At 70.5% G+C, this 18,215-nt stretch carries 18 protein-coding genes; 12 read left to right on the top strand and 6 right to left on the bottom strand.

The features are described 5' to 3' along the window. Nucleotides 1-20 precede the first annotated feature (20 nt). The gene (locus HZF19_RS10075) at nucleotides 21-1,565 is read right to left on the bottom strand and encodes an ABC transporter substrate-binding protein (RefSeq protein WP_208028638.1); all 1,545 of its coding nucleotides are present in this window, start codon (nucleotides 1,563-1,565) and stop codon (nucleotides 21-23) included. Between the two features lie 347 nt (nucleotides 1,566-1,912). Then, nucleotides 1,913-2,593 (bottom strand): O-methyltransferase, encoded by a 681-nt coding sequence (locus HZF19_RS10070; RefSeq protein ID WP_235979770.1) that lies wholly within the window; start codon nucleotides 2,591-2,593, stop codon nucleotides 1,913-1,915. Between the two features lie 560 nt (nucleotides 2,594-3,153). Between HZF19_RS10070 and HZF19_RS10065 the strand changes: the two genes are divergently transcribed. Continuing rightward, nucleotides 3,154-3,873 (top strand): class I SAM-dependent methyltransferase, encoded by a 720-nt coding sequence (locus tag HZF19_RS10065; RefSeq protein ID WP_307781194.1) that lies wholly within the window; start codon nucleotides 3,154-3,156, stop codon nucleotides 3,871-3,873. A gap of 73 nt (nucleotides 3,874-3,946) precedes the next feature. Further along, entirely contained in the window at nucleotides 3,947-5,323 is a 1,377-nt protein-coding gene (locus tag HZF19_RS17140; protein WP_208028637.1) for an FAD-binding oxidoreductase, read from the top strand. A 13-nt stretch (nucleotides 5,324-5,336) separates the two neighbouring features. Here the strand turns inward: HZF19_RS17140 and HZF19_RS10055 are convergent, their stop codons facing one another. Both HZF19_RS10055 and HZF19_RS10050 read right to left on the bottom strand, forming a co-directional pair. Beyond that, a complete protein-coding gene (locus HZF19_RS10055) occupies nucleotides 5,337-6,095 on the bottom strand; it encodes a glycerophosphodiester phosphodiesterase family protein (protein ID WP_208028636.1) in 759 nt (252 codons plus the stop codon). Nucleotides 6,096-6,126: 31 nt separating this feature from the next. After that, nucleotides 6,127-7,668 (bottom strand): acyl-CoA synthetase, encoded by a 1,542-nt coding sequence (locus HZF19_RS10050; RefSeq protein ID WP_307781193.1) that lies wholly within the window; start codon nucleotides 7,666-7,668, stop codon nucleotides 6,127-6,129. Between the two features lie 153 nt (nucleotides 7,669-7,821). On the opposite strand from HZF19_RS10050, the gene HZF19_RS10045 reads away from it, so the two are divergent. The 3 genes from HZF19_RS10045 to HZF19_RS10035 all read left to right on the top strand — a co-directional run bounded on the left by HZF19_RS10045 (nucleotide 7,822) and on the right by HZF19_RS10035 (nucleotide 9,691). After that, the gene (locus tag HZF19_RS10045; protein ID WP_208028634.1) at nucleotides 7,822-8,337 is read left to right on the top strand and encodes a hypothetical protein; all 516 of its coding nucleotides are present in this window, start codon (nucleotides 7,822-7,824) and stop codon (nucleotides 8,335-8,337) included. Nucleotides 8,338-8,421: 84 nt separating this feature from the next. Beyond that, on the top strand, nucleotides 8,422-9,207 hold the full coding sequence (locus HZF19_RS10040) for a SirB1 family protein (protein ID WP_208028633.1): 786 nt from the start codon (nucleotides 8,422-8,424) through the stop codon (nucleotides 9,205-9,207). 67 nt (nucleotides 9,208-9,274) lie between these two features. Next, a complete protein-coding gene (locus tag HZF19_RS10035) occupies nucleotides 9,275-9,691 on the top strand; it encodes a hypothetical protein (protein WP_208028632.1) in 417 nt (138 codons plus the stop codon). An 18-nt stretch (nucleotides 9,692-9,709) separates the two neighbouring features. Here the strand turns inward: HZF19_RS10035 and HZF19_RS10030 are convergent, their stop codons facing one another. Then, nucleotides 9,710-10,303, bottom strand: coding sequence for a histidine phosphatase family protein (locus HZF19_RS10030; protein ID WP_208028631.1), 594 nt, complete (start codon nucleotides 10,301-10,303; stop codon nucleotides 9,710-9,712). A 37-nt stretch (nucleotides 10,304-10,340) separates the two neighbouring features. Here HZF19_RS10030 and pyk point away from each other — a divergent pair, with 37 nt between their 5' ends. The 7 genes from pyk to HZF19_RS09995 all read left to right on the top strand — a co-directional run bounded on the left by pyk (nucleotide 10,341) and on the right by HZF19_RS09995 (nucleotide 16,441). After that, nucleotides 10,341-11,771 (top strand): pyruvate kinase, encoded by a 1,431-nt coding sequence (gene pyk, locus HZF19_RS10025; RefSeq protein ID WP_208028630.1) that lies wholly within the window; start codon nucleotides 10,341-10,343, stop codon nucleotides 11,769-11,771. Further along, entirely contained in the window at nucleotides 11,768-12,571 is an 804-nt protein-coding gene (locus tag HZF19_RS10020; protein WP_208028629.1) for an alpha/beta fold hydrolase, read from the top strand. The genes pyk and HZF19_RS10020 overlap by 4 nt, the downstream gene beginning before the upstream one ends. A gap of 31 nt (nucleotides 12,572-12,602) precedes the next feature. Further along, the gene (locus HZF19_RS10015; protein WP_208028628.1) at nucleotides 12,603-13,049 is read left to right on the top strand and encodes a DUF3151 family protein; all 447 of its coding nucleotides are present in this window, start codon (nucleotides 12,603-12,605) and stop codon (nucleotides 13,047-13,049) included. A gap of 64 nt (nucleotides 13,050-13,113) precedes the next feature. Then, a complete protein-coding gene (locus tag HZF19_RS10010; protein ID WP_208028627.1) occupies nucleotides 13,114-14,316 on the top strand; it encodes a glycosyltransferase 87 family protein in 1,203 nt (400 codons plus the stop codon). Nucleotides 14,317-14,322: 6 nt separating this feature from the next. Then, on the top strand, nucleotides 14,323-14,916 hold the full coding sequence (gene mobA / locus HZF19_RS10005; RefSeq protein ID WP_208028626.1) for a molybdenum cofactor guanylyltransferase: 594 nt from the start codon (nucleotides 14,323-14,325) through the stop codon (nucleotides 14,914-14,916). Between the two features lie 15 nt (nucleotides 14,917-14,931). After that, entirely contained in the window at nucleotides 14,932-15,255 is a 324-nt protein-coding gene (locus HZF19_RS10000; protein WP_235979768.1) for a rhodanese-like domain-containing protein, read from the top strand. Between the two features lie 19 nt (nucleotides 15,256-15,274). Continuing rightward, nucleotides 15,275-16,441: a ribonuclease D gene (locus HZF19_RS09995; protein WP_208028625.1), complete on the top strand. Its 1,167-nt coding sequence runs from the start codon at nucleotides 15,275-15,277 to the stop codon at nucleotides 16,439-16,441. A gap of 71 nt (nucleotides 16,442-16,512) precedes the next feature. Here HZF19_RS09995 and HZF19_RS09990 read toward each other — a convergent pair whose 3' ends face one another. Further along, nucleotides 16,513-18,069: an alpha-amylase family glycosyl hydrolase gene (locus HZF19_RS09990; RefSeq protein ID WP_208028624.1), complete on the bottom strand. Its 1,557-nt coding sequence runs from the start codon at nucleotides 18,067-18,069 to the stop codon at nucleotides 16,513-16,515. Between the last annotated feature and the right edge of the window lie 146 nt (nucleotides 18,070-18,215).

Below are 18,215 nucleotides of genomic sequence, written 5' to 3'. Positions count from 1 at the left end.
CGGTCGGGATCATCGCGGATCTATGACTGGAGCCAGGTCTGGGTGAGGAAGGTGATGCCCCCGAATCCGCCGGGCCCGCCCATGGGGTACGCCGGCGCACCGTCGGGCAGGGGGCCGTTCATGATGCCCCTGACGTTGTTGGAGGCCACCACCACCCATTGGGAGCGCACGGTCCAGATGTAGGGTAGGTCCTCGTTGATGTAGCGCTGCACGTCGGCGTAGGCCTGCTTGCGCACCGCCAGATCGGTGGTGGAGCGTCCCCGCTTCAGTGCTTCGTCGATCCGGGGGTCCTTGTTGCGGGCGAAGTTGAGGGCGATGCCGTCGCCAGCGTTCTCCGAAGTCCACCAGATGTAGTCGTAGTCGGGGTCGAGGGCGCCGAACTGCCGCCAGTCGTGGGCCTGGAAGTCGCCGAGCGCAGCGTTGGCGATGAACTGGCCCTGCTCCATCAGGGAGACGTCGACGTCGATGCCCACCGCCGCCCACTGCTCCTTCGCCAGGTCGATGCCCCGGGAATCGGTGCCGCTGTTGACCAGCGAGAAGCGGATCGGCCCGTTCTCGGCTTCGTACTCCGCCACCAGCTCCTGGGCTTTGGCAGGGTCGTAGGCCGGGTAGGGCGCGCCCTCACCCCGCCAGGGAGAGCCCTGGCTGAAGATGCCGTCCGCGATCTCGCCCTTGCCGTCGAAGATGACCTGGTTGAACGCCTCACGGTTCGTGGCGTAGGCCAGGGCCTGGCGGACCCGGATGTCGTCGAGGGGGGGCTTGGAGGTGTTCAACATGAAGAAGTTCTCCTCCCGCTCGCCCCGGTCGAAGACGATCTGCACCTTCCCCGCGCGGGCGTCCGCGTCGAGCGCCTCGATCTCGGTGGGGTTGGTGGTGTGGATCATCTGCACGTCCCCGGAGCGCAAGGCGGCCGAGCGGGTGGTGGCATCGGGAAGGGGCCGGAACTCCACCGCGTCGAGGTAGGGGAGCTGCACGCCGTTGGCGTCTTTGCGCCAGTAGTCGGGGTTGCGGGTCGCCTTGAGCGCCTTGTCGGGCACCCATTCCTGGAACACGAAGGGGCCGGTGCCGATGGGGTGGCGGCTACTGTCGGGGTCGTTGGCCATCGCCGGGGCGGTGACCATCCCACCCTGTCCGGTCATGAAGACCGGGAAGCTCGCCCAGGGCTCCTTCATGGTGATCGTGACCGCCAGGGGGTTCGACGGGTCGACGGCCACGGCGGCCACGTTCTTGAAGGCGATGCCCACCAGCGGGTCGGCGCGCAGGGCCTCGAAGAAGATGCGCATGGCTTCACCGTCGAGGGCCTCGCCGTTGTGGAACCGGATGCCCGGCCGAGCGGTGATGGTCCAGACCGTGAAGTCCGCCGAGGGGGTCAGTGACTCGGCCAGGTACGGCTGCGGGGCCCCGTTCTCGTCGAAGGCCGCGAGCGGGTCGTAGATGGCCAGGCCGATCTCCGTGCCGGAGGGGGCGAACCGGTTCTTGGTGGGGTTGTAGCCGTCGGACTCGGCTTCGACCCCGTAGACCAGGGTGCCGCCTCGTTGGGGCTGGCCGGAGGACGCCAGGGTCACGTCCGGGTCTCTCGGGGGAGCAGTCCCGGTGGTCTCTCCGCGGCTGCCGGAGGTGTCGCTCCCTGAGCCGCCGCACGCGCCCACCAGCAGTGCGATCACGAAGAGCAGCCCAGTGCCCGCAAACCGTGAGCGATGTCGATCCAGATGGCTGGCCACCAGCTCGTCCCCCTCGTTGTCGTCGAGCACCGTGCTCGGGCGCCCGCCCAGCCCCGGATCGCGGCGATCGAGGCGGCGTCAAAATCCGTCGGACCCAGCAGTTTGTGACTGGGGCCACAGCGGTGGGCAGGACGCTAGGACCCTGTTGCCGTCGTGTCAATAAATGCCCCCGGACGCTGCGCAGCGCTCGGTCAGGACGCGCGGCGAGCGATGGTCAAGCCGTCACCGACGGGCAACATCACCACATCGGTGCGCGGGTCGTCGCGCACATGGTCGTTGAAGCGACGGATCGCTCGGGTGTCGGGGTCGGTGGCCGCGGGATCGACGACCCGGCCGAACCACAGCACGTTGTCCGCCACCAGGAGGCCACCGATCCGCAGCCGGGGGAGGAGCTCCTCGTAGTAGTCGACGTAGGAAGGCTTGTCGGCATCGATGAAGGCGAAGTCGACCACCGCCTCCGGTGGGAGGGCTCGCAAGGTCTCGATGGCCGGTGCGAGGCGGAGGTCGACCCGGTCAGCCACGCCGGCCTGCTCCCATGCCCGCCGGGCCACGGCTGTCCACTCCTCGTTGACGTCACAGCAGACGAGGCGCCCACCGGGCTGCAATCCCCGGGCGATGCACAAGGCGGAGTAGCCGGTGAACGTGCCCACCTCCACGGCGAAGCGGGTGCCGGTCAGCGCGACCAGCAGGGTGAGCAGCGCGCCTTGCTCGGGCGCGATCTGCATGATGCTGATGTCACCGAGGGCCCGGGTTTCGTCGATCAAGGCCCGCTGCACCGCGTCAGGAGCGGTGCCGTGGTCCACGAGGTACGCGTGGATGTCGGCGGGCAGGTGGAACGACTTGGGGATGTCCATCCCCTGATGATCACCCATGCGGGGCTGCGTCGACCGCATCGGGCCTGAACGCACGAGGACCCCGAGTAGCCTCCGGCCGCAGCCGTCAGCTCCTCGGGGCCGACCCGCGCGGGGCACCGCTCTGCTCACGAGTCCGGGCTGGTCCCGCTCGCGTCCCCGGCTCCTCACCGAGGTGGGTGCCGGTACCGGTGCTCCGTGGCCAGGCGCCCCGAGCCACCGACGTTCCCCAGTCGCTCGGTGGCCGTCCCCGGGGGGTTGGCCTCCGGCACCGGGTGCGATCTGGCGACCCGTTCTTGCCTGACCTGGGTCGATGCTGCGCCTCTCCCGGAACCGAGTCAAGCGGTTTCTGACTTTCCCCAGGGTTATCCGGCGGATTTCTCGCCAATCCCCAGAAGACTCGAGGTTGTCGACAGGGTCACCCACAGGCTCGAAGACGCCACGGTATGCTCGCCGTCCATCCCGGGCCGGGAGCCGGCACCGGTTGCCGACCGCACCAGACGACCGAGAGCCCCGCAGTGCCCGAATCCGTGTCGCCCCCGTCTGCCACGCCGAGCCACTCGCGGCGCAGCTTCGATGAGGTGTTCCGGTCGCTGGCGGAGGTGGAGGGGTGGATGACCCGGGCACAGGCCGGACGCCTGTGGGACCGCGCCTCGGAGCTGCGGGCCGGTGATCGGATCGTCGAGATCGGCAGCTTCCGCGGTCGGTCCGCGATCGTGCTCGCGTCGGCTGCACCGGAGGAGGTCGAGATCGTGACCATCGACCCCCACGGCGGCAACGACCGTGGTCCCCAGGAGATCGAGGGCTTCGAGGCCGAAGCGCAGGAAGACCACGAGGTGTTCCTGGCCAACCTCGAACGGGCAGGGGTGAGGGAGCGGATCCGGCACCTGCGCCGGTACTCGACGGAAGCGCTCGGCGATGTCGACGGGGACGTCGAGCTGCTCTACATCGACGGCGCCCATCGCCTGGGGCCCGCCCTGTCCGACATCCGCCGATGGGGCGACCGGGTCGCGCCCGGGGGGACGCTGCTGATCCACGATGCGTTCAGCTCGATCGGTGTCACCGGCGCCCTGGTGGCGAGCCTGTTCTTCGGCCGGCAGTTCCACTACGTCGGCCGGTCGGGATCGCTGGCCGAGTACCGGCGCCGACCGGTTCGAGGTCCCCGGCGGCTCGCCAATGCCGCACGCCAGGCGGCCCAGCTTCCCTGGTTCGCGAAGAACGTGGTGCTCAAGGTCCTCATCACCCTGAAGCTGCGGCCGGTGTACCGCCTGCTCGGCAGCGACGGCACCTGGCCCTACTGACCACGGGCCCGGCGGGCGATCGGCGGCCCGCCGGGTCGTGCGCCCGAGGACCCGTGGCGGCCAGGATGGCGTCGTGGCACCCCACGGCCTCGATGCGGCACTCGACCGGGTGGCCGGGATCGTCGGATCACAGCACGTGGTCGTCGATCCGGACGTGACCCGCCCCTACAGGGTGGACTGGACCGGGCGCTTCCACGGCACGACACCGGCGGTGATCCGGCCCGGCAACGTCGAGGAGCTGGCCGAGGTCGTCCGGGTCTGCGCCGACGCCCGGGTGGCGATCGTGCCGCAGGGCGGGAACACCGGTCTGGTGGGAGGGGGCGTTCCCCTCGAGGGTGAGCTCGTGCTCAGCACCCGGCGGTTGAGCGCCCTCGGTGAGGTCGACGAGCTCGCCGGCCAGGTGACCGCCGGCGCGGGCGTGACGATCAGCACCCTGCACGAGCGTGCTCGCGCCGCCGGGCTCGAGTACCCGGTGGACCTGGCTGCTCGGGACTCGGCCACGGTAGGGGGGACGATCGCCACCAACGCCGGCGGTCTGCACGTGATCCGCTGGGGCGGTACCCGAGCTCAGCTCCGAGGGATCGAAGCGGTCCTGGCGGACGGCTCGGTCGTGCGGCACCTCGCCGGCCTGCCGAAGGACAACACCGGCCTGGATCTCGCCGGCCTCCTGTGTGGCAGCGAAGGCACCCTCGGTGTCGTGACCGCAGCGCGCCTCGCCTTGGTGCCCCACCTCCCGGAGCGGGTGGTGGCCCTGGCCGGCTTCGAGGACCTGCGGGCGGCGGTGGCTGCCGTGGCTCGGGTGAGGCGGGGGCTCTCCTGCCTCGACGCGGCCGAGGTGTTCTTCGCCGAGGGACTGTCGCTGGTGTGCGAGGTCGAGGGGCTCCGGGAACCGTTCCGGCGCTCATGGCCGGTGTATGTCCTGCTCGAAGCCTCGGATCACGAGGACCCGACCGAGCGGATGTCGTGGGTGCTCGCCGCGGCAGGGGTCACCGGAGACGTCGCCGTGGGCACCGATGCGAGGACCCGTGCCGAGCTGTGGGCCTACCGGGAACGGCACACCTCCGCCATCAACACCCTCGGGCCCCCACACAAGCTCGACCTCTCGCTGCCGCTGCCAATGCTCCCCGACTTCGTCGCCCGGTTGCCGGGGGTGGTCGCTCGCCATGCGCCGGGCGCCCGCACGTGGCTCTTCGGGCACATCGGTGACGGGAACCTGCACGTGAACATCACCGGCACGGCACCGGACGACGAGGAGGTGGACGGCATCATCTTCAGGATGGTGGCGAGCTGCGGGGGGTCCATCAGCGCGGAGCACGGCATCGGCACGGCGAAGAAACGCTGGCTGCACCTGAATCGCAGCGCAGCCGAGGTGCGAGCCTTCCGGAGTATCAAGCGGGCGCTCGATCCTCGGGGCGTCCTCAACCCGAACGTCCTGCTCCCGCCGGACTGACGAGTGTGGCCGTTCAGCCGACCCATTGGCCGCGCCGAACGAGTACCTCCTTGAGCACCTCGGGTCGGTCGGTCATCAGACCGTCGATGCCCAGGTCGAGCAGCCGCTCCATCTCCGACGGATCATCGACGGTCCAGACGTGCACCTGCAGGTGGCGTGCGTGGGCCGTACGCACGAAGCGATCGTCGACGATCGGGAGGCGCCCCGCCCGCACCGGCACCTGGACGCAATGCCCGTCGAGTCGTCCCGCAGGTACTCCGAGGCTGGCCGCTCGCAGGCGTGCCACCCGGGCCGGGCCGAACGACCAGCACAACTGTCCGCCGAGCTGGCCCCGCAGGCGGGCGAGGCGCCGGCCGGAGAACGAACCGACGCACACCCGGTGCAGCGAACGGGTCCGGGCGAGCACCTCGATCAGCGCGGGTACTGCCGAGTCGTGCTTGGGGTCGATGTTCACCCGCAGCTCGGGCCACGTGCCGAGCAGCTCCTCCAGCGTCGGGATGGCCTCGACTCCGGCGACCCGCGCCCGCCGGACCTCCCGCCAGGGAAGCTCGCGGATCAGGCCCGTCCGGTCGGTCACCCGGTCGAGCCGGTCGTCGTGGAACGCGAGGAGCACCCCGTCGGCTGTCGCATGCACGTCGGTCTCCACGTAGCGGTAGCCGAGCGCGACCGCACCTTCGAACGCCGGGAGGGTGTTCTCGGGCCACAAGCCCGCCCCGCCACGGTGCGCGAAGGGGATCGGGCCGGGGTGGTCGAGGAAGGCATGGCGAGCCATCGCCAACCCTACGTCGGCCGCGTCGCGGGTCTCAGATGATGCGGCTCTCGTGGCCCGCCCAGTAGCGGTCGCGGAGCAGGCGCTTGTAGAGCTTGCCCGTCGGATGCCGTGGGAGCTCGTCGACGAAGTCGACGCTACGGGGGCACTTCACGTCGGCGAGGTGCTCGCGGCAGAAGGCGATGAGCTCCTGTTCGAGTTCCGGCCCGGGCTCGATCCCGTCGGCCAGTTGGACCACCGCCTTGACCTCCTCCCCGAAGTCCTCGTTGGGCACGCCGATCACGGCGCAGTCGAGGACCTTCGGGTGGGTGACGAGCAGGTTCTCGGTCTCCTGCGGGTACACGTTCACCCCGCCGGTGATGATCATGTAGCTCTTGCGGTCGGTCAGGTAGAGGAAACCGTCCTCGTCCACCCGCCCCACGTCGCCGAGGGTGGTCCAGCCCCGATCGTTGCGGGACTGCGCGGTCTTCTCCGGATCGTTGTGGTACTCGAAGTCATTGCCGCCACTGAAGTAGATCGTGCCCTCCTCCCCGACGGGGACCTCCTCGCCGTCCTCGCCGACGATGTGCACCTCGCCGAGCAACGGGCGGCCCACCGTGCCGGGGTGGGCGAGCCAGTCCTCGCTGTTGCAGTAGACGAAGCCGTTGCCCTCGGTGGCGGCGTAGTACTCGTGGATGACCGGCCCCCACCACTCGATCATCTGGCGCTTCACCGGCACCGGGCAGGGGGCGGCCGCGTGGATGGCGACCCGCATGCTCGACACGTCGTAGCGGTTGCGGACCTCCTCGGGCAGCTTGAGCATCCGCACGAACATCGTCGGCACCCACTGGCTGTGGGTGACGCGATACCGCTCGATCAGGGCGAGCGCCTCCTCGGCGTCGAAGTGCTCCATGATCACGGCGGTGCCACCGATCTGGTGCACGGCCATGGTGAAGCGCAGCGGCGCTGCGTGGTACAGCGGCGCGGGGGACAGGTACACCATCGAGGGGTCGGCCTGGAACAGCAGCTGCATCAGGCCGGTCACCGCCGTGGGCTGGTCGATCGGCTCGGACGGGAAGGCCGGCTTCACGCCCTTGGGGCGACCGGTGGTGCCCGAGGAATAGAGCATGTCCTTGCCCGCCACCCTGTCGGCGAGCGGTTCGGCCGGGTACCGGCCGACGACCTCCTCGTAGGGCTCGTAGCCCTCGAGCGGGCCGTCGAGCACGAGGCGGACCGACACGTTCGGCATCCGGTCCACGAGGTGCTCGGCCGCCTCCGCCTTGTACTGCGAGGTGATGAACACCTTCGCGCCGCAGTCGTTGACGATGTACTCCACCTCCTCGCTCGTGAGCCGGCTACTGATTGCCGTGTAGTAGAGGCCGGCGTACTGTGCCCCCCAGGCGATGGCGAGGAACTTCGGGTGGTTCTCCATGCAGAACGCCATGTGGTCACCCGGCCGCAGACCCGCCGCCCGGAACAGCTGCGAGAGGCGGTTGGCCTCCTCGTCGAGTTCGCGGTAGGTGATCACCCGGCCAGTCGAGGCCATCACGTAGGCGGGTTTGTCGGGTTGGGTCGTAGCGTGGGCCCCTGGGTACACGGTGCTCCTCTCGCGGGTCAGCGGTCGGCTCGCGGGGACGGTACCGCCTCCCGGGCGGATGTGTTCGCCCTGAACGACGTGCGCTGCTAGCATTCGGCGGGCCCGTTTTACCTCCCCCAAAGGGGTTCGCGTCCCCGTAAGGAGAACTCTCCCATGACCAAGCGCTTGCTCGTGGCGATGATCACCGTCTCGACCATCGGAGCCTTCGGCGCAGCGCCGGTTGGCGCAGGCAGCCACCCGGAGTTCACCTTGACCATCACCAAGATCGTCGAGGGTTCCGCTCCGAACGACACCGAGTTCGTGATCAACGTCAACTGCGTCGCCTACGAGATGCCGGCCGAGCCGCTCCGTGCCCGCCCCTTGGCCGACACGGTGGTGCTCAACGAGGACACGGTGTTCCCGAGCGAGGGCGGCACCGTGACCTTGAGCATCCATCCGGATGCCTTCTGGGATGCGATCGACTGCGGGGTCACCGAGACCGATGACGGTGGTGCCGACGAGGTGACCGGGCGGGAGCAGGTCGTGACCTTCACCGACTGGGAGAACCGCAGGGTCGAGGTCGTGAACCGGTTCAACGAGCCGGGGCCGACCACCACGGCCGAGCCGACCACCACCACGTCCACAGCCGCCACCACGGCGGCCCGGGCCACGCCCCGCTTCACCGGCTGAGCGCAGCCGCACGTCAGGTGATCGAGGGGCTCGCACGTGCGGGCCCCTCGTGGTTTTCCCCGGGCGACCGGTACCCTCCGCCGGGTGCAGGCCACCGAGCAGTTCGCAGACCTGCTCCGCCGCCCGGAGGAGGAGCTCCCCCTCGATCGGGCGGCATTGCTCATCGCCGTGCACGCCTACCCGGACCTCGACGTCGACGCCGAGCTGGCGGTGATCGACCGCATCGCCGAGCGCTGCTTCGCCCCGACGCTCGACGCCCTGGTCCGGTACCTGTTCGTGGACCTCGCCTTCCGGGGGAACCGGACGGCCTACTACGACCCGCGCAACTCGTACCTCAACGATGTGATCCACCGGCGGCGGGGGATCCCGATCACGCTGTCGGTGCTCACCATGGCCGTGGGGCGGCGCCTCGGCGTCCCCCTCGCCGGGGTGGGCATGCCGGGGCACTTCCTGCTGCGCGACCGGGTCGATCCGACCGTGTTCGTGGATCCCTTCGCAGGCGGCGCGTTCCTCGACCGGGCGGGTTGCGAGCGGGCGTTCCGGGCCGTGCACGGGCCGGACGCGGTCTTCGACGACGCGTTCTTGGAGCCGGTCGGGCCGTTCACCGTCTTGGCTCGGATGCTCGCCAATCTGCGGGTGGTGTTCACCGCGAGAGGCGACCATGCGGCCCTGGTGTGGGTGCTGCGCCTGCGGACCCTCCTCCCCGGCGTGCCGACCGAGGAGCGGGCCGAGCTGGCCGCCGCGCTGGCCGCGAGTGGTGATTTCCGGGGTGCAGCCCGCGAGCTGGACATCACTGCGGAGCGCCTCGGCGGTGGCATCGGAGAGGAGTACGCGCGGCGTGCGGTCCTGCTCAGGGCCCGCCTGAACTGATGCCCGCCTCCGCAGGTTGGCGACGGGAGGGCACGTTCCGTGCGCGGCATGGCGATCGTGGGGTGCGGTGACCGTGGGCTGGCTGGGGGTGGTGCTGATGATGTCGCCGGTGGTGGTGCTGCTCGCCGTGGCCCGGAACGAAGCTCGCCGCCGCGAGATGCGCTCGGCCACCGTGGAGCTCCGCGTCGACGAGTTCGGCGCTCGACGAGTGCTCGCCGACGGGCGCGAGGAGGTGGTTGAGTGGGGCGAGCTCACCGAGGTGGAGGTGGTGACGGCCCAGCGCGGCCCGCACGGGCGGTACGGGGGGGTGGTGGTCCTCGCCGGCGATTCCGCCCGGGGATGCCTGGTTCCGCTCGACCGGATCGAGGACACCGGCCTGGTGGAGCAACTGCAGCTCCTGCCGGGCTTCGATTCGCAGCGCCTGATCGAGGCCCTCGGAAGGAAGGCTCCCTCCCGGTCGACCGTGTGGGAGCGGGCGACCTGACCCGGACGCCTCGCCCAGCTAGGCGAGGTCCCGCAGATGGGCACGCTCGTTGAGCGTCTCGAGCGAGCGGACGCCGGCGCGCGACACCAGGACCCGGCTGATCGAGGTGTAGGTGGGTTGGAAGAACAGGCGCTGGCCGAGGCCGAGCACCTCGGCGAGATAAAAGTTGATGACCCCGCCGTGGCAGACGACCGCCACCCGTTGGGAGGGGTGCCGGGCCGCGATGGCGTCGATGGCGGCGACGACCCGCTGCCCGAACGCCTCCGGGTCGACCCCGAGCAGGTCCCAGTCGCCAGCGGCCATCGCCTGCCACCAGGGGTGTCCGGTCGCTCGTAGCTCCTCGAGGGGGATGTAGGCCGGCGCGTCACGATCCCATTCCGCCACCCCCTCTTCGATCACAGGATCGACGCCGATCCGAGTGGCGAGTGGCGCGGCCGTCTCCCGGGCCCTGGCCAGCGGGCTGCTGTAGACCGCGTCGATCTCCTCCCGGGCGAGCCAGTCGCTCAGGCGTGCTGCTTGGCGGGCCCCGACCGGGTCGAGCGACGGGTCGGCCGGTCCCTCCGTGGCAGTGCCGCGGAACGGTCTGGCGTGCCGGATGAGCAGGAGCTCCATGACGGGATCCGAGCCTAGGTGCCGCTAGCGTTGGGGCATGCCACGCCGTACCAAGATCATCGCCACCATCGGGCCCACGTCCGATTCCGAGGCGGTGCTGAAGGGGATGATCGAGGCCGGGATGGACGTGGCGCGACTGAGTCTCGCCCACGAGAGCCTCGAGCAGGCGCTGGCCCGCTACCACCGGGTCCGCAAGGCGGCCGCCGACTTCGGGCGCACGGTCGGCATCCTCGTCGACCTACCCGGTCCGAAAGTCCGTGCCGGAGCCGTGCCCGACGAAGGCCTGCTCCTGCTGGAAGGTCAGCGTCTCAGGCTGACGCCCGGGACGGGGACCAGCACCGCCGAGGTGATCCAGGTCGACTACGACCAGCTGCTGTCCGACATCCACCCCGGTGACACCGTCGCCTTCGGTGACGGCGCGGTGGTGGTGGAGGCGCTGGGTCGCGCCGACGACCACATCGAGGTGAGCGTCATCCACGGGGGGGTCCTGAAGGGGCGGCCGGGCATCCACATCCCTTCCGACCGGCTCCGGCTCACCAGCCCGACTTCCGAGGACCTGCGTTGTCTCGACGCGTTCATCGACGTCGACGTGGACATGGTGGCGCTGTCGTTCGTTCGCTCGGCCCATGACGTCCGCCGGGTGGGGGTGGAACCTCACCCGCGGGGCCCGCTCATCGTGGCCAAGGTCGAGACCCGGGCTGCGGTGGAGAACCTCGACGGAATCATCGAGGCGTCGGGCGCGGTGATGGTGGCCCGCGGGGATCTCGGTTCGGAGTTCCCGATCGAAGAGCTCCCGCACCTGCAGAAGCGGATCATCCACCGGTGCATCGCGCTCGGCCGCCCGGCCATCACGGCTACCCAGATGCTCGAGTCGATGATCCAGGCACCGATCCCCACCCGCGCCGAGGCCTCCGACGTGGCGAACGCCGTGTTCGACGGTTCGAGCGCTTTGATGCTCTCCGGTGAGAGCGCGGTGGGCGTCGACCCGGTGCACGCCGTGGCGACCATGGCTCGCATCGCCGAGCGGGCCGACGACGAGTTCGACTACGACACCTGGGCCGACCAGCTGCAAACGATCGAGCGGGACGCGACCGACCCGGCCAACGCCATCACCGACGCGATGACCAGTGCGGCACACCGGGCGGCCGCGGCGACCAACGCCGCGGCCATCATCTGCATCTCCCGCAGCGGCTTCACGGTCCGCTCGATCGCCCGGTTCCGACCTCGGGCGCGGATCATCGGCTTCAGCACCCACGAGCGCACGGTGCGCCAGCTCACGATGAGTTGGGGCTCGGTGCCCTACCACCTCGAGGGCACCGAGCGCGCCGATCACCTGGTGCCAGCCGCCATCGCCGAGGCGTTGCGCCTCGGCGAGGTGAAGCCGGGTGATCTGGTGGTGCTCCTGTTCGGGACCGGGGAGCTCGCCGGCCGGGCAACGGACACACTGCGTCTCCTGCGTATCCCGTGAGCGGAGCCAGCCGCAGGCCACAGGCCGAGCTAGCCGTGTACCGCCACCCCGCGTGCACCGAGGCGGGTTCACTCCCCGCTCCTCGGGTGGTCTTCGTGCACGGCACGCTCGACCGGGCCGCGGCGTTCCTCAAGGTCGCACGGCGTCTTCCGGACCTCGAGCTGGTGCGCTACGACCGTCGGGGCTATGGGCGGTCCCTCGAGAGCGGGGAGGCGGCTGATCTCGATGCCATGGTTGCTGACCTGGTGGAGGTGCTGGCCGATGAGCCGGCCGTCCTGGTGGGCCACAGTCTCGGCGGCGTGATCGCGCTCGCCACGGCCGAGCGTGAGCCGCTGCTGGCGCTGGCGGTGGCCGCGTTCGAGGCCCCCATGCCGTGGGCACCGTGGTGGCCGGAGCGATCGCGGCTGGAAGATCCCCTCTCGGGGGAAGGCTCGGAGGCAGCAGGTATCGCCGTGGAGCGGTTCATGCGCCGGGTGATCGGCGATGAACGCTGGGAGCAGCTCCCGCGGTCGACGCAGGCGCAGCGACGAGCCGAGGGCCGGGCCCTCCTCGCCGATCTGCGATCGGTCCGTACCCGTCAGGCCTACGACCCGGCAGCGATCACCTGCCCGGTCGTCGCCGGCTGCGGCACCGCGGCGGCGGACCGCCATCGCCGGGCGGCGGAGGAGCTCGCCACTTCCGTTCGGGACGGTGAGCTGGTCCGCATCCCGGGTGCCGGCCACGATGCCCACACGAGCCATCCCGACGCGTTCGCGTCGTTCGTCCGCCGGGCGGTCGAGCGGGCCGCGGCCGGCCGCTGACCGGTTGCCATCGTCGTCTAGGTTGGCGTGGATGGCCGACCACAGCCCCGTGAACCTGACCCCCGCCGGGCCGCCGGAGACCATCCTCCCCCCGCCACCCACCGAGGCGGCCGAGGCATTGGATCGAGCCCTCTCGGAGCCGGCAGCGCGCCAGCGCGACGCCATCGCGTCGGTCGTGGCCCGCTACCCCCGCTACCTCGACGCCTGGGCGCAGCTCGGCCTCCGTGGACGGGACGAGATCGAGCGGTACGCGTACTTCCGGGTGGGTTACCACCGCGGGCTGGACGCGCTGCGGGCCGGAGGCTGGCGGGGCTCGGGGTACGTTCGGTGGGAGCACGAGACCAACCGCGGGTTTCTCCGGGCGCTTGACGGGCTGCGGGCCGCGGCCGGTGCGATCGGTGAGCTGGACGAGGAAGAGCGGTGTGCGCGCTTCCTCCGCCAGCTCGATCCGACCTGGCCACCGCCGGACCAGCGCTGAGCCGATACCGGTGGGGTCCACCTGCTCCTCGTCGCAGCAGCCCGGGTCCCACCTGGACCGGCTCGTGACCCGGCGCCACATCGCGGTGGCGGTGGGCATCGCAGGCGTGATGGTCGCCGCGACGGCCGTCGCGTGGCGCTACGTCGTGCATCAGCCGCTCCACCCGCTCATCGATCTCGACGTGTACAAGCACGCTGGCCGGGACGTGCTCGCCGGTCGTTTCGGGTACCGCTCCGGGGGCGGTGATCTGGTGTTCACCTACCCGCCCTTCGCCGCCCTGGTGGCGGTGCTCACCGCGCCGTTCGGGCAATGGTGGGGCCAGTTCCTCTGGACGCTGGCATCGACCCTCGCACTGGTGGGTGTGGTGTGGCTCTCGTTCCGGCGTGCCGTCGAGGCGGTGGGTGCAGATGTGCGACCGCTGCTCTTCGGGGGTGCCTGCGTGCTGGCCGTGCTGGCCCGACCGTTCGCGGAGCACGTGGCCATGGGTCAGGTCAACGTCTTCTTGGTGCTGGCGTGCCTGGTCGATCTCTTCGCGGTCCGCGGGCGCTGGCCGCAGGGCACGCTCATCGGGGTGGCCAGCGCGCTGAAGCTGACCCCCGCGGTGTTCATCGTCTACCTGGCGGTCACCGGCCGGCTCCGCGCCGCTGGCACCGCCGTGGCGGCCTTCGCCGCCTGCAGCGGTCTGGCGTTCGTCGTGCTGCCCGCCGCCTCGATCGACTACTGGTCCGACGCGGTGTTCCACGGCGAGCGGGTCACCGGTTCGTTGGCCTACACGTCCAACCAGTCGGTGCTCGGTGCCGTGAACCGGATGGTCCCCGCTCACGCACGAGGTGTCGTGTGGCTGGTGGTGTCGGCCGCGGTGGTGGTGATCGGCCTGCACCGGGCGCGGGAGGCCCACCGCGCAGGCGACGAGCTCGGCGGAGTTGCGGTCACTGCCGCGCTGGGCTTGCTGGTGTCGCCGATCTCGTGGCTCCACCACTTCGTCTGGTTGCTCCCGATGGTCGGCGCGCTGGTGGCGGACGGTCGGGATCGGGTCCGCGACGCGTGGGCCGGCGTCGTGTCCCTGCTGCTGCTCCTGCCCCTCGGCTGGTGGGGTTGGGCGTTGCTCGACGACGGGAACCATGCCCTCCGCGCCGCTGGCGTCCTGGCCCACAATGCGCTCACGCTGGTCACCGTCGTGCTCGTGGTGGGGTACCGGCCGCCGGCCAGTGAGGCGCTGCAGGCTGCATCCTCTGCTCGGGGCACGCCAGTCGGGGTGGCGGGGTGAGCGGCCATGAGCACGGGTGAGCGGCTGGAACCGTTCACCGGGGCGGTCCTCACCGGTGGATCGTCGGTGCGCATGGGCACCGACAAGGCGTTCGTGATCGTGCGTGGCGCGCCGCTGTGCACCTACCCGCAACAGGCGCTCGTTCAGGCGGGCGCTCGCCGGGTGCTCGCCGTGGGCGGGCGACGCAGCGAGGACCTGCGAGCGCTCGGGTTCGAGTACGTGGCGGACCGGCACCCAGGCCAGGGGCCTCTCGGCGGGGTGCTCACCGCGCTCGGGTCGGCGACCGACCCGATCGTGGTGGTGCTGGCGTGTGATCTGCCCGAGGTCGATGCCGCCGCCGTGCGGGGGCTGGTGGCCTCCCTGCGCTCGTGCTCTGCCGCGGCAGCGGTCCCGTTCGTGGACCAGCGTCGCCAGCTCTCGGCCGTCGCGTACCGTCGCTCGGCCTTGCCCGCTCTGGCGGCGGCGTTCGAGACCGGGCTGCGCTCGCTGCACCACGGCCTCGCCAGCCTCGACGTCGTCGAGGTCGAGGGGTTGGCCCCAGTCTTCGAGGACCTCGACGACGCCGCAGACCTCCACCGGTACGCTTCGGGCGACCCCTGAGCGCGAGGAGGCTCCTTGGACATCCCCGAGATCGACGTCGACGAGCTGGAGAAGCGCTGCGCAGATGGTGCGACGGTGATCGACGTGCGGGAGCCGCACGAGTACGCGCAGGCGCACGTGCCAGGAGCGGTCCTGATCCCACTGGCCGAACTGCCTGATCGCATCGAGGAGGTCCCGGTCGATCGCGCCGTCCTGTTCATCTGCGCGTCGGGCGTCCGGAGCCGCCGCGCAGCAGAGTTCCTCGCCCGCCAGGGCGTCGACGCCACCAACGTCGCTGGTGGGACCCTCGCGTGGATCGAGGCCGGCAAGCCCACCGTCGCCGGTCCTCATCCAGGTTGACCGGTCGCAGAACGGGACGATGGCCGCCACCTATGAGGTGATCGACTCGGACGCTGCTTTCGGGGAAGTCGTCGAGCAGCTGGTGGATGAACCTCGGTACGCACTCGACACCGAGTTCCACCGGGAGCGCACCTACTTCCCGAAACTGGCGCTGATCCAGCTCGCGTGGCGAGGTGGGCTCGCGCTCGTCGATCCGCTGGTGGTCGACGTGACCCCGCTGCGTCGAGTGCTTGAAGGACCGGGGGTCGCGGTGTTGCATGCATCCGACCAGGACTTGGAAGTGCTCGCTCTGGCATGCGGTGTGGTGCCCTCGCAGCTCTTCGACACCCAGATCGCGGCGGGCTTCGTCGGCATGAGCTCACCGTCGCTCACCGCGCTGTACCAGCACGTGCTCGGCATCACGGTCCGCAAGTCCGACCGCCTCTCGGATTGGCTGGCCCGCCCGCTCCAACGGAACCAGCTCGAGTACGCGGCGTCGGACGTGGCCCATCTGCTCGAGGCGCAGGACCGCTTGGTCGAGGAGCTCGAAGGGCGCGGGCGCCTGCAATGGGTGCTCGACGAGTGCGACGACATCCGGCGCCGGGTGCGGGGAGTCCGCGACCCCTCAATGGCCTGGCGACGGATACGGGAAGCGCGCCAACTCAAAGGGCGGTCCCGGGAGATCGCCCGGGCGGTCGCGGCTTGGCGCGAGATGCGGGCGATCGAGCTCGACGTGCCGAGCCGGTTCGTCATGCCCGACCTGGCGATCGTCGCCATCGCCCAGCGGCCTCCGACGGACACCCACGGGCTGTTCAAGATCCGGGGACTCGACGACCGTCACTTGGGCGGCGGCCGGGCCCGTGCGCTTCTGGAGGTGATCGAGGAAGCCAGGCAGCGTCCCCCGGGCCCGCCGGAACCAGCAGGGGAGCGGGAGCTCGACCGTGACCTTCGGCCGGCGGTGAGCCTGGTCTCGGCGTGGGTGAGCCAGCTCGCCCGACGCCTCGAGATCGAGACCGCCTTGCTCGCGACCCGCGCCGATCTGGAGGCGTTCCTCCGCGGCGACGAGGACGCCCGCCTGGCGCACGGCTGGCGGGCGGCGCTCGTCGGCGAGCCGATACGTCAACTGGTTCAGGGGGATGCGGCGCTGGCCTTCGACGGCAAGGGCACGCTGGTGCTCGAGGAGCGCTCGCACCGCCCCGTGGGCTGAGGGGTTGGTCACTCCGAGCGGGCCGGTTTGCGCGGTCGAACCCTTGCCCTGGCCGCGCTCGACCTAGCGGTTCACGATGCGGTGGCGCCGGGGTCGATCAGCAGCGCCTGATCCGGGCCGACCTCGCCCGTGAACAGGGCGCCCTCCCCTGAGCCGTCGCTCGCCACCTCGACCAGCCCGCTGAGGCCGGATGGCGGCATGGTCACCCGTTCGGCGGAGAAGTTGACGATGAGGACCCGTTCATCCCCCGACTGGTGTGCGCGTCGCCAGGCGAGCACTCCCGGCGGGGCATCGATCAGGGACAGGTCACCCTCCCGGAGGGAGGGGGAGCGGCGTCGGGCCGCGAGCAGACGCCGGTAGAGGTGCAGGATGGAGGCAGGGTCCTCCCGCTCACTCACAACGTTCCGGGTTCCTGGCTCCGGTGGCCACGGCAACCACGGATCGGCGCCGGCCCAGCCGTGGGGCGGTGCGGGTTCCCACGGGATCGGCGCCCGGCACCCGTCCCGACCTCCGGGATCCACCACCCGATCGTCGGGCACCACCGCGTCCTCTAGGCCCAGCTCCTCGCCCGCGTAGAGGAACGGTGTGCCCCGCAACCCGAGGAGCAGCACGGCCGCGGCCCGCGCTCTCGCCTCGCTTCCCCCGTAGCGGGTGCGGTGCCGCTTGTTGTCGTGGTTCGAGAGCACCCAGGTGGGCCACGCGCCGATAGGGTCCAGCTCCCGGCTCACGATCTCGATCTGGGAACGCCAGCGTTCGGCGTCCCAGGGCGTGTACAGCGGCGGGAAGTTGAAGGCCAGGTGCAGCTCGTCGCCCGATCCGTAGTAGGTGGCCACCATCGTCGTGTCGAGGAGGTAGACCTCTCCGACCATCATGCGGTCGCCGGGATAGGAATCGAGGAGTCGGCGGAGCCCTCGGAGCAGCTCGTGGGTCTCGGGGCGGTGGTTGAGGCCGGAATGGGGGATCGGGAGGTACTCCTCGGGGTCGTCGGGCAGGTCAGGGGCCTTGCCGATGAGGTGGACCACGTCGACCCGGAAACCGTCGACACCCCGGTCGAGCCAGAACCGCAGCACGTCGTGCATCGCCTCCACCACCTCGGGGTTCGCCCAGTTCAGATCGGGCTGCGCGGGGAGGAAGGAGTGCAGGTAGTACTGCCCGGTCGCGTCGTCGTAGGTCCATGCGGGACCTCCGGTGAACGCCGCCACCCAGTTGTTCGGGGGGCCACCGCCGGGCGCCGGATCGCGCCAGAGATACCAGTCACGTCTGGGGTTGTCCCGCCCCGAGCGGGACTCGACGAACCACGGGTGCTGGTCCGAGGTGTGGTTGGGCACCCAGTCGACGATGATGCGGATGCCTCGGTCGTGCGCATCCTCGACCAGGGCGTCGAAGTCGGCGAGCGTGCCGAACAGCGGGTCCACGTCGCAGTAGTCGCTGATGTCGTAGCCGAAGTCCGCCATCGGTGAGCGGTAGAAGGGCGAGAGCCAGATGGCGTCGACACCCAACCACTCCAGGTGATCGAGGTGCCGGCGGATCCCCGCCAGGTCGCCCACCCCGTCGCCGTTCGTGTCGCAGAAGGATCGGGGATAGATCTGGTACACGACCGAGGTCTTCCACCAAGGCGGCTCGCTCACGCTCCGATCCTACGGCTCCGAGGGTGTGGGGTGCGTACACACACGAGCGCATACGAAATCACACGAAAGTCTCGGGAGGGCGTGGAGTTCGTCGGAGACCACCACGGCGGGGATAGACTGTCCGAACTGTCCGCAGTCGATCGGGA

The sequence above is a fragment of the Rhabdothermincola sediminis genome (assembly GCF_014805525.1).
GTDB classification, from domain to species: Bacteria; Actinomycetota; Acidimicrobiia; order Acidimicrobiales; family Acidimicrobilacustridaceae; genus Rhabdothermincola; species Rhabdothermincola sediminis.
The sequence above is the reverse complement of the archived record's forward strand: the minus strand, read 5'-3'. Positions and strand labels throughout refer to the sequence as shown.

Bases quoted from the DNA above. Each gene is read 5' to 3' on its own strand.
- HZF19_RS10070 (WP_235979770.1), bottom strand. From the start codon at position 2,593: ATGGGTGATCATCAGGGGATGGACATCCCCAAGTCGTTCCACCTGCCC.
- HZF19_RS09995 (WP_208028625.1), top strand. From the start codon at position 15,275: ATGGCCGCCACCTATGAGGTGATCGACTCGGACGCTGCTTTCGGGGAA.
- mobA (WP_208028626.1), top strand. From the start codon at position 14,323: ATGAGCACGGGTGAGCGGCTGGAACCGTTCACCGGGGCGGTCCTCACC.
- pyk (WP_208028630.1), top strand. From the start codon at position 10,341: ATGCCACGCCGTACCAAGATCATCGCCACCATCGGGCCCACGTCCGAT.
- HZF19_RS10030 (WP_208028631.1), bottom strand. From the start codon at position 10,303: ATGGAGCTCCTGCTCATCCGGCACGCCAGACCGTTCCGCGGCACTGCC.
- HZF19_RS10015 (WP_208028628.1), top strand. From the start codon at position 12,603: ATGGCCGACCACAGCCCCGTGAACCTGACCCCCGCCGGGCCGCCGGAG.
- HZF19_RS10045 (WP_208028634.1), top strand. From the start codon at position 7,822: ATGACCAAGCGCTTGCTCGTGGCGATGATCACCGTCTCGACCATCGGA.
- HZF19_RS10055 (WP_208028636.1), bottom strand. From the start codon at position 6,095: ATGGCTCGCCATGCCTTCCTCGACCACCCCGGCCCGATCCCCTTCGCG.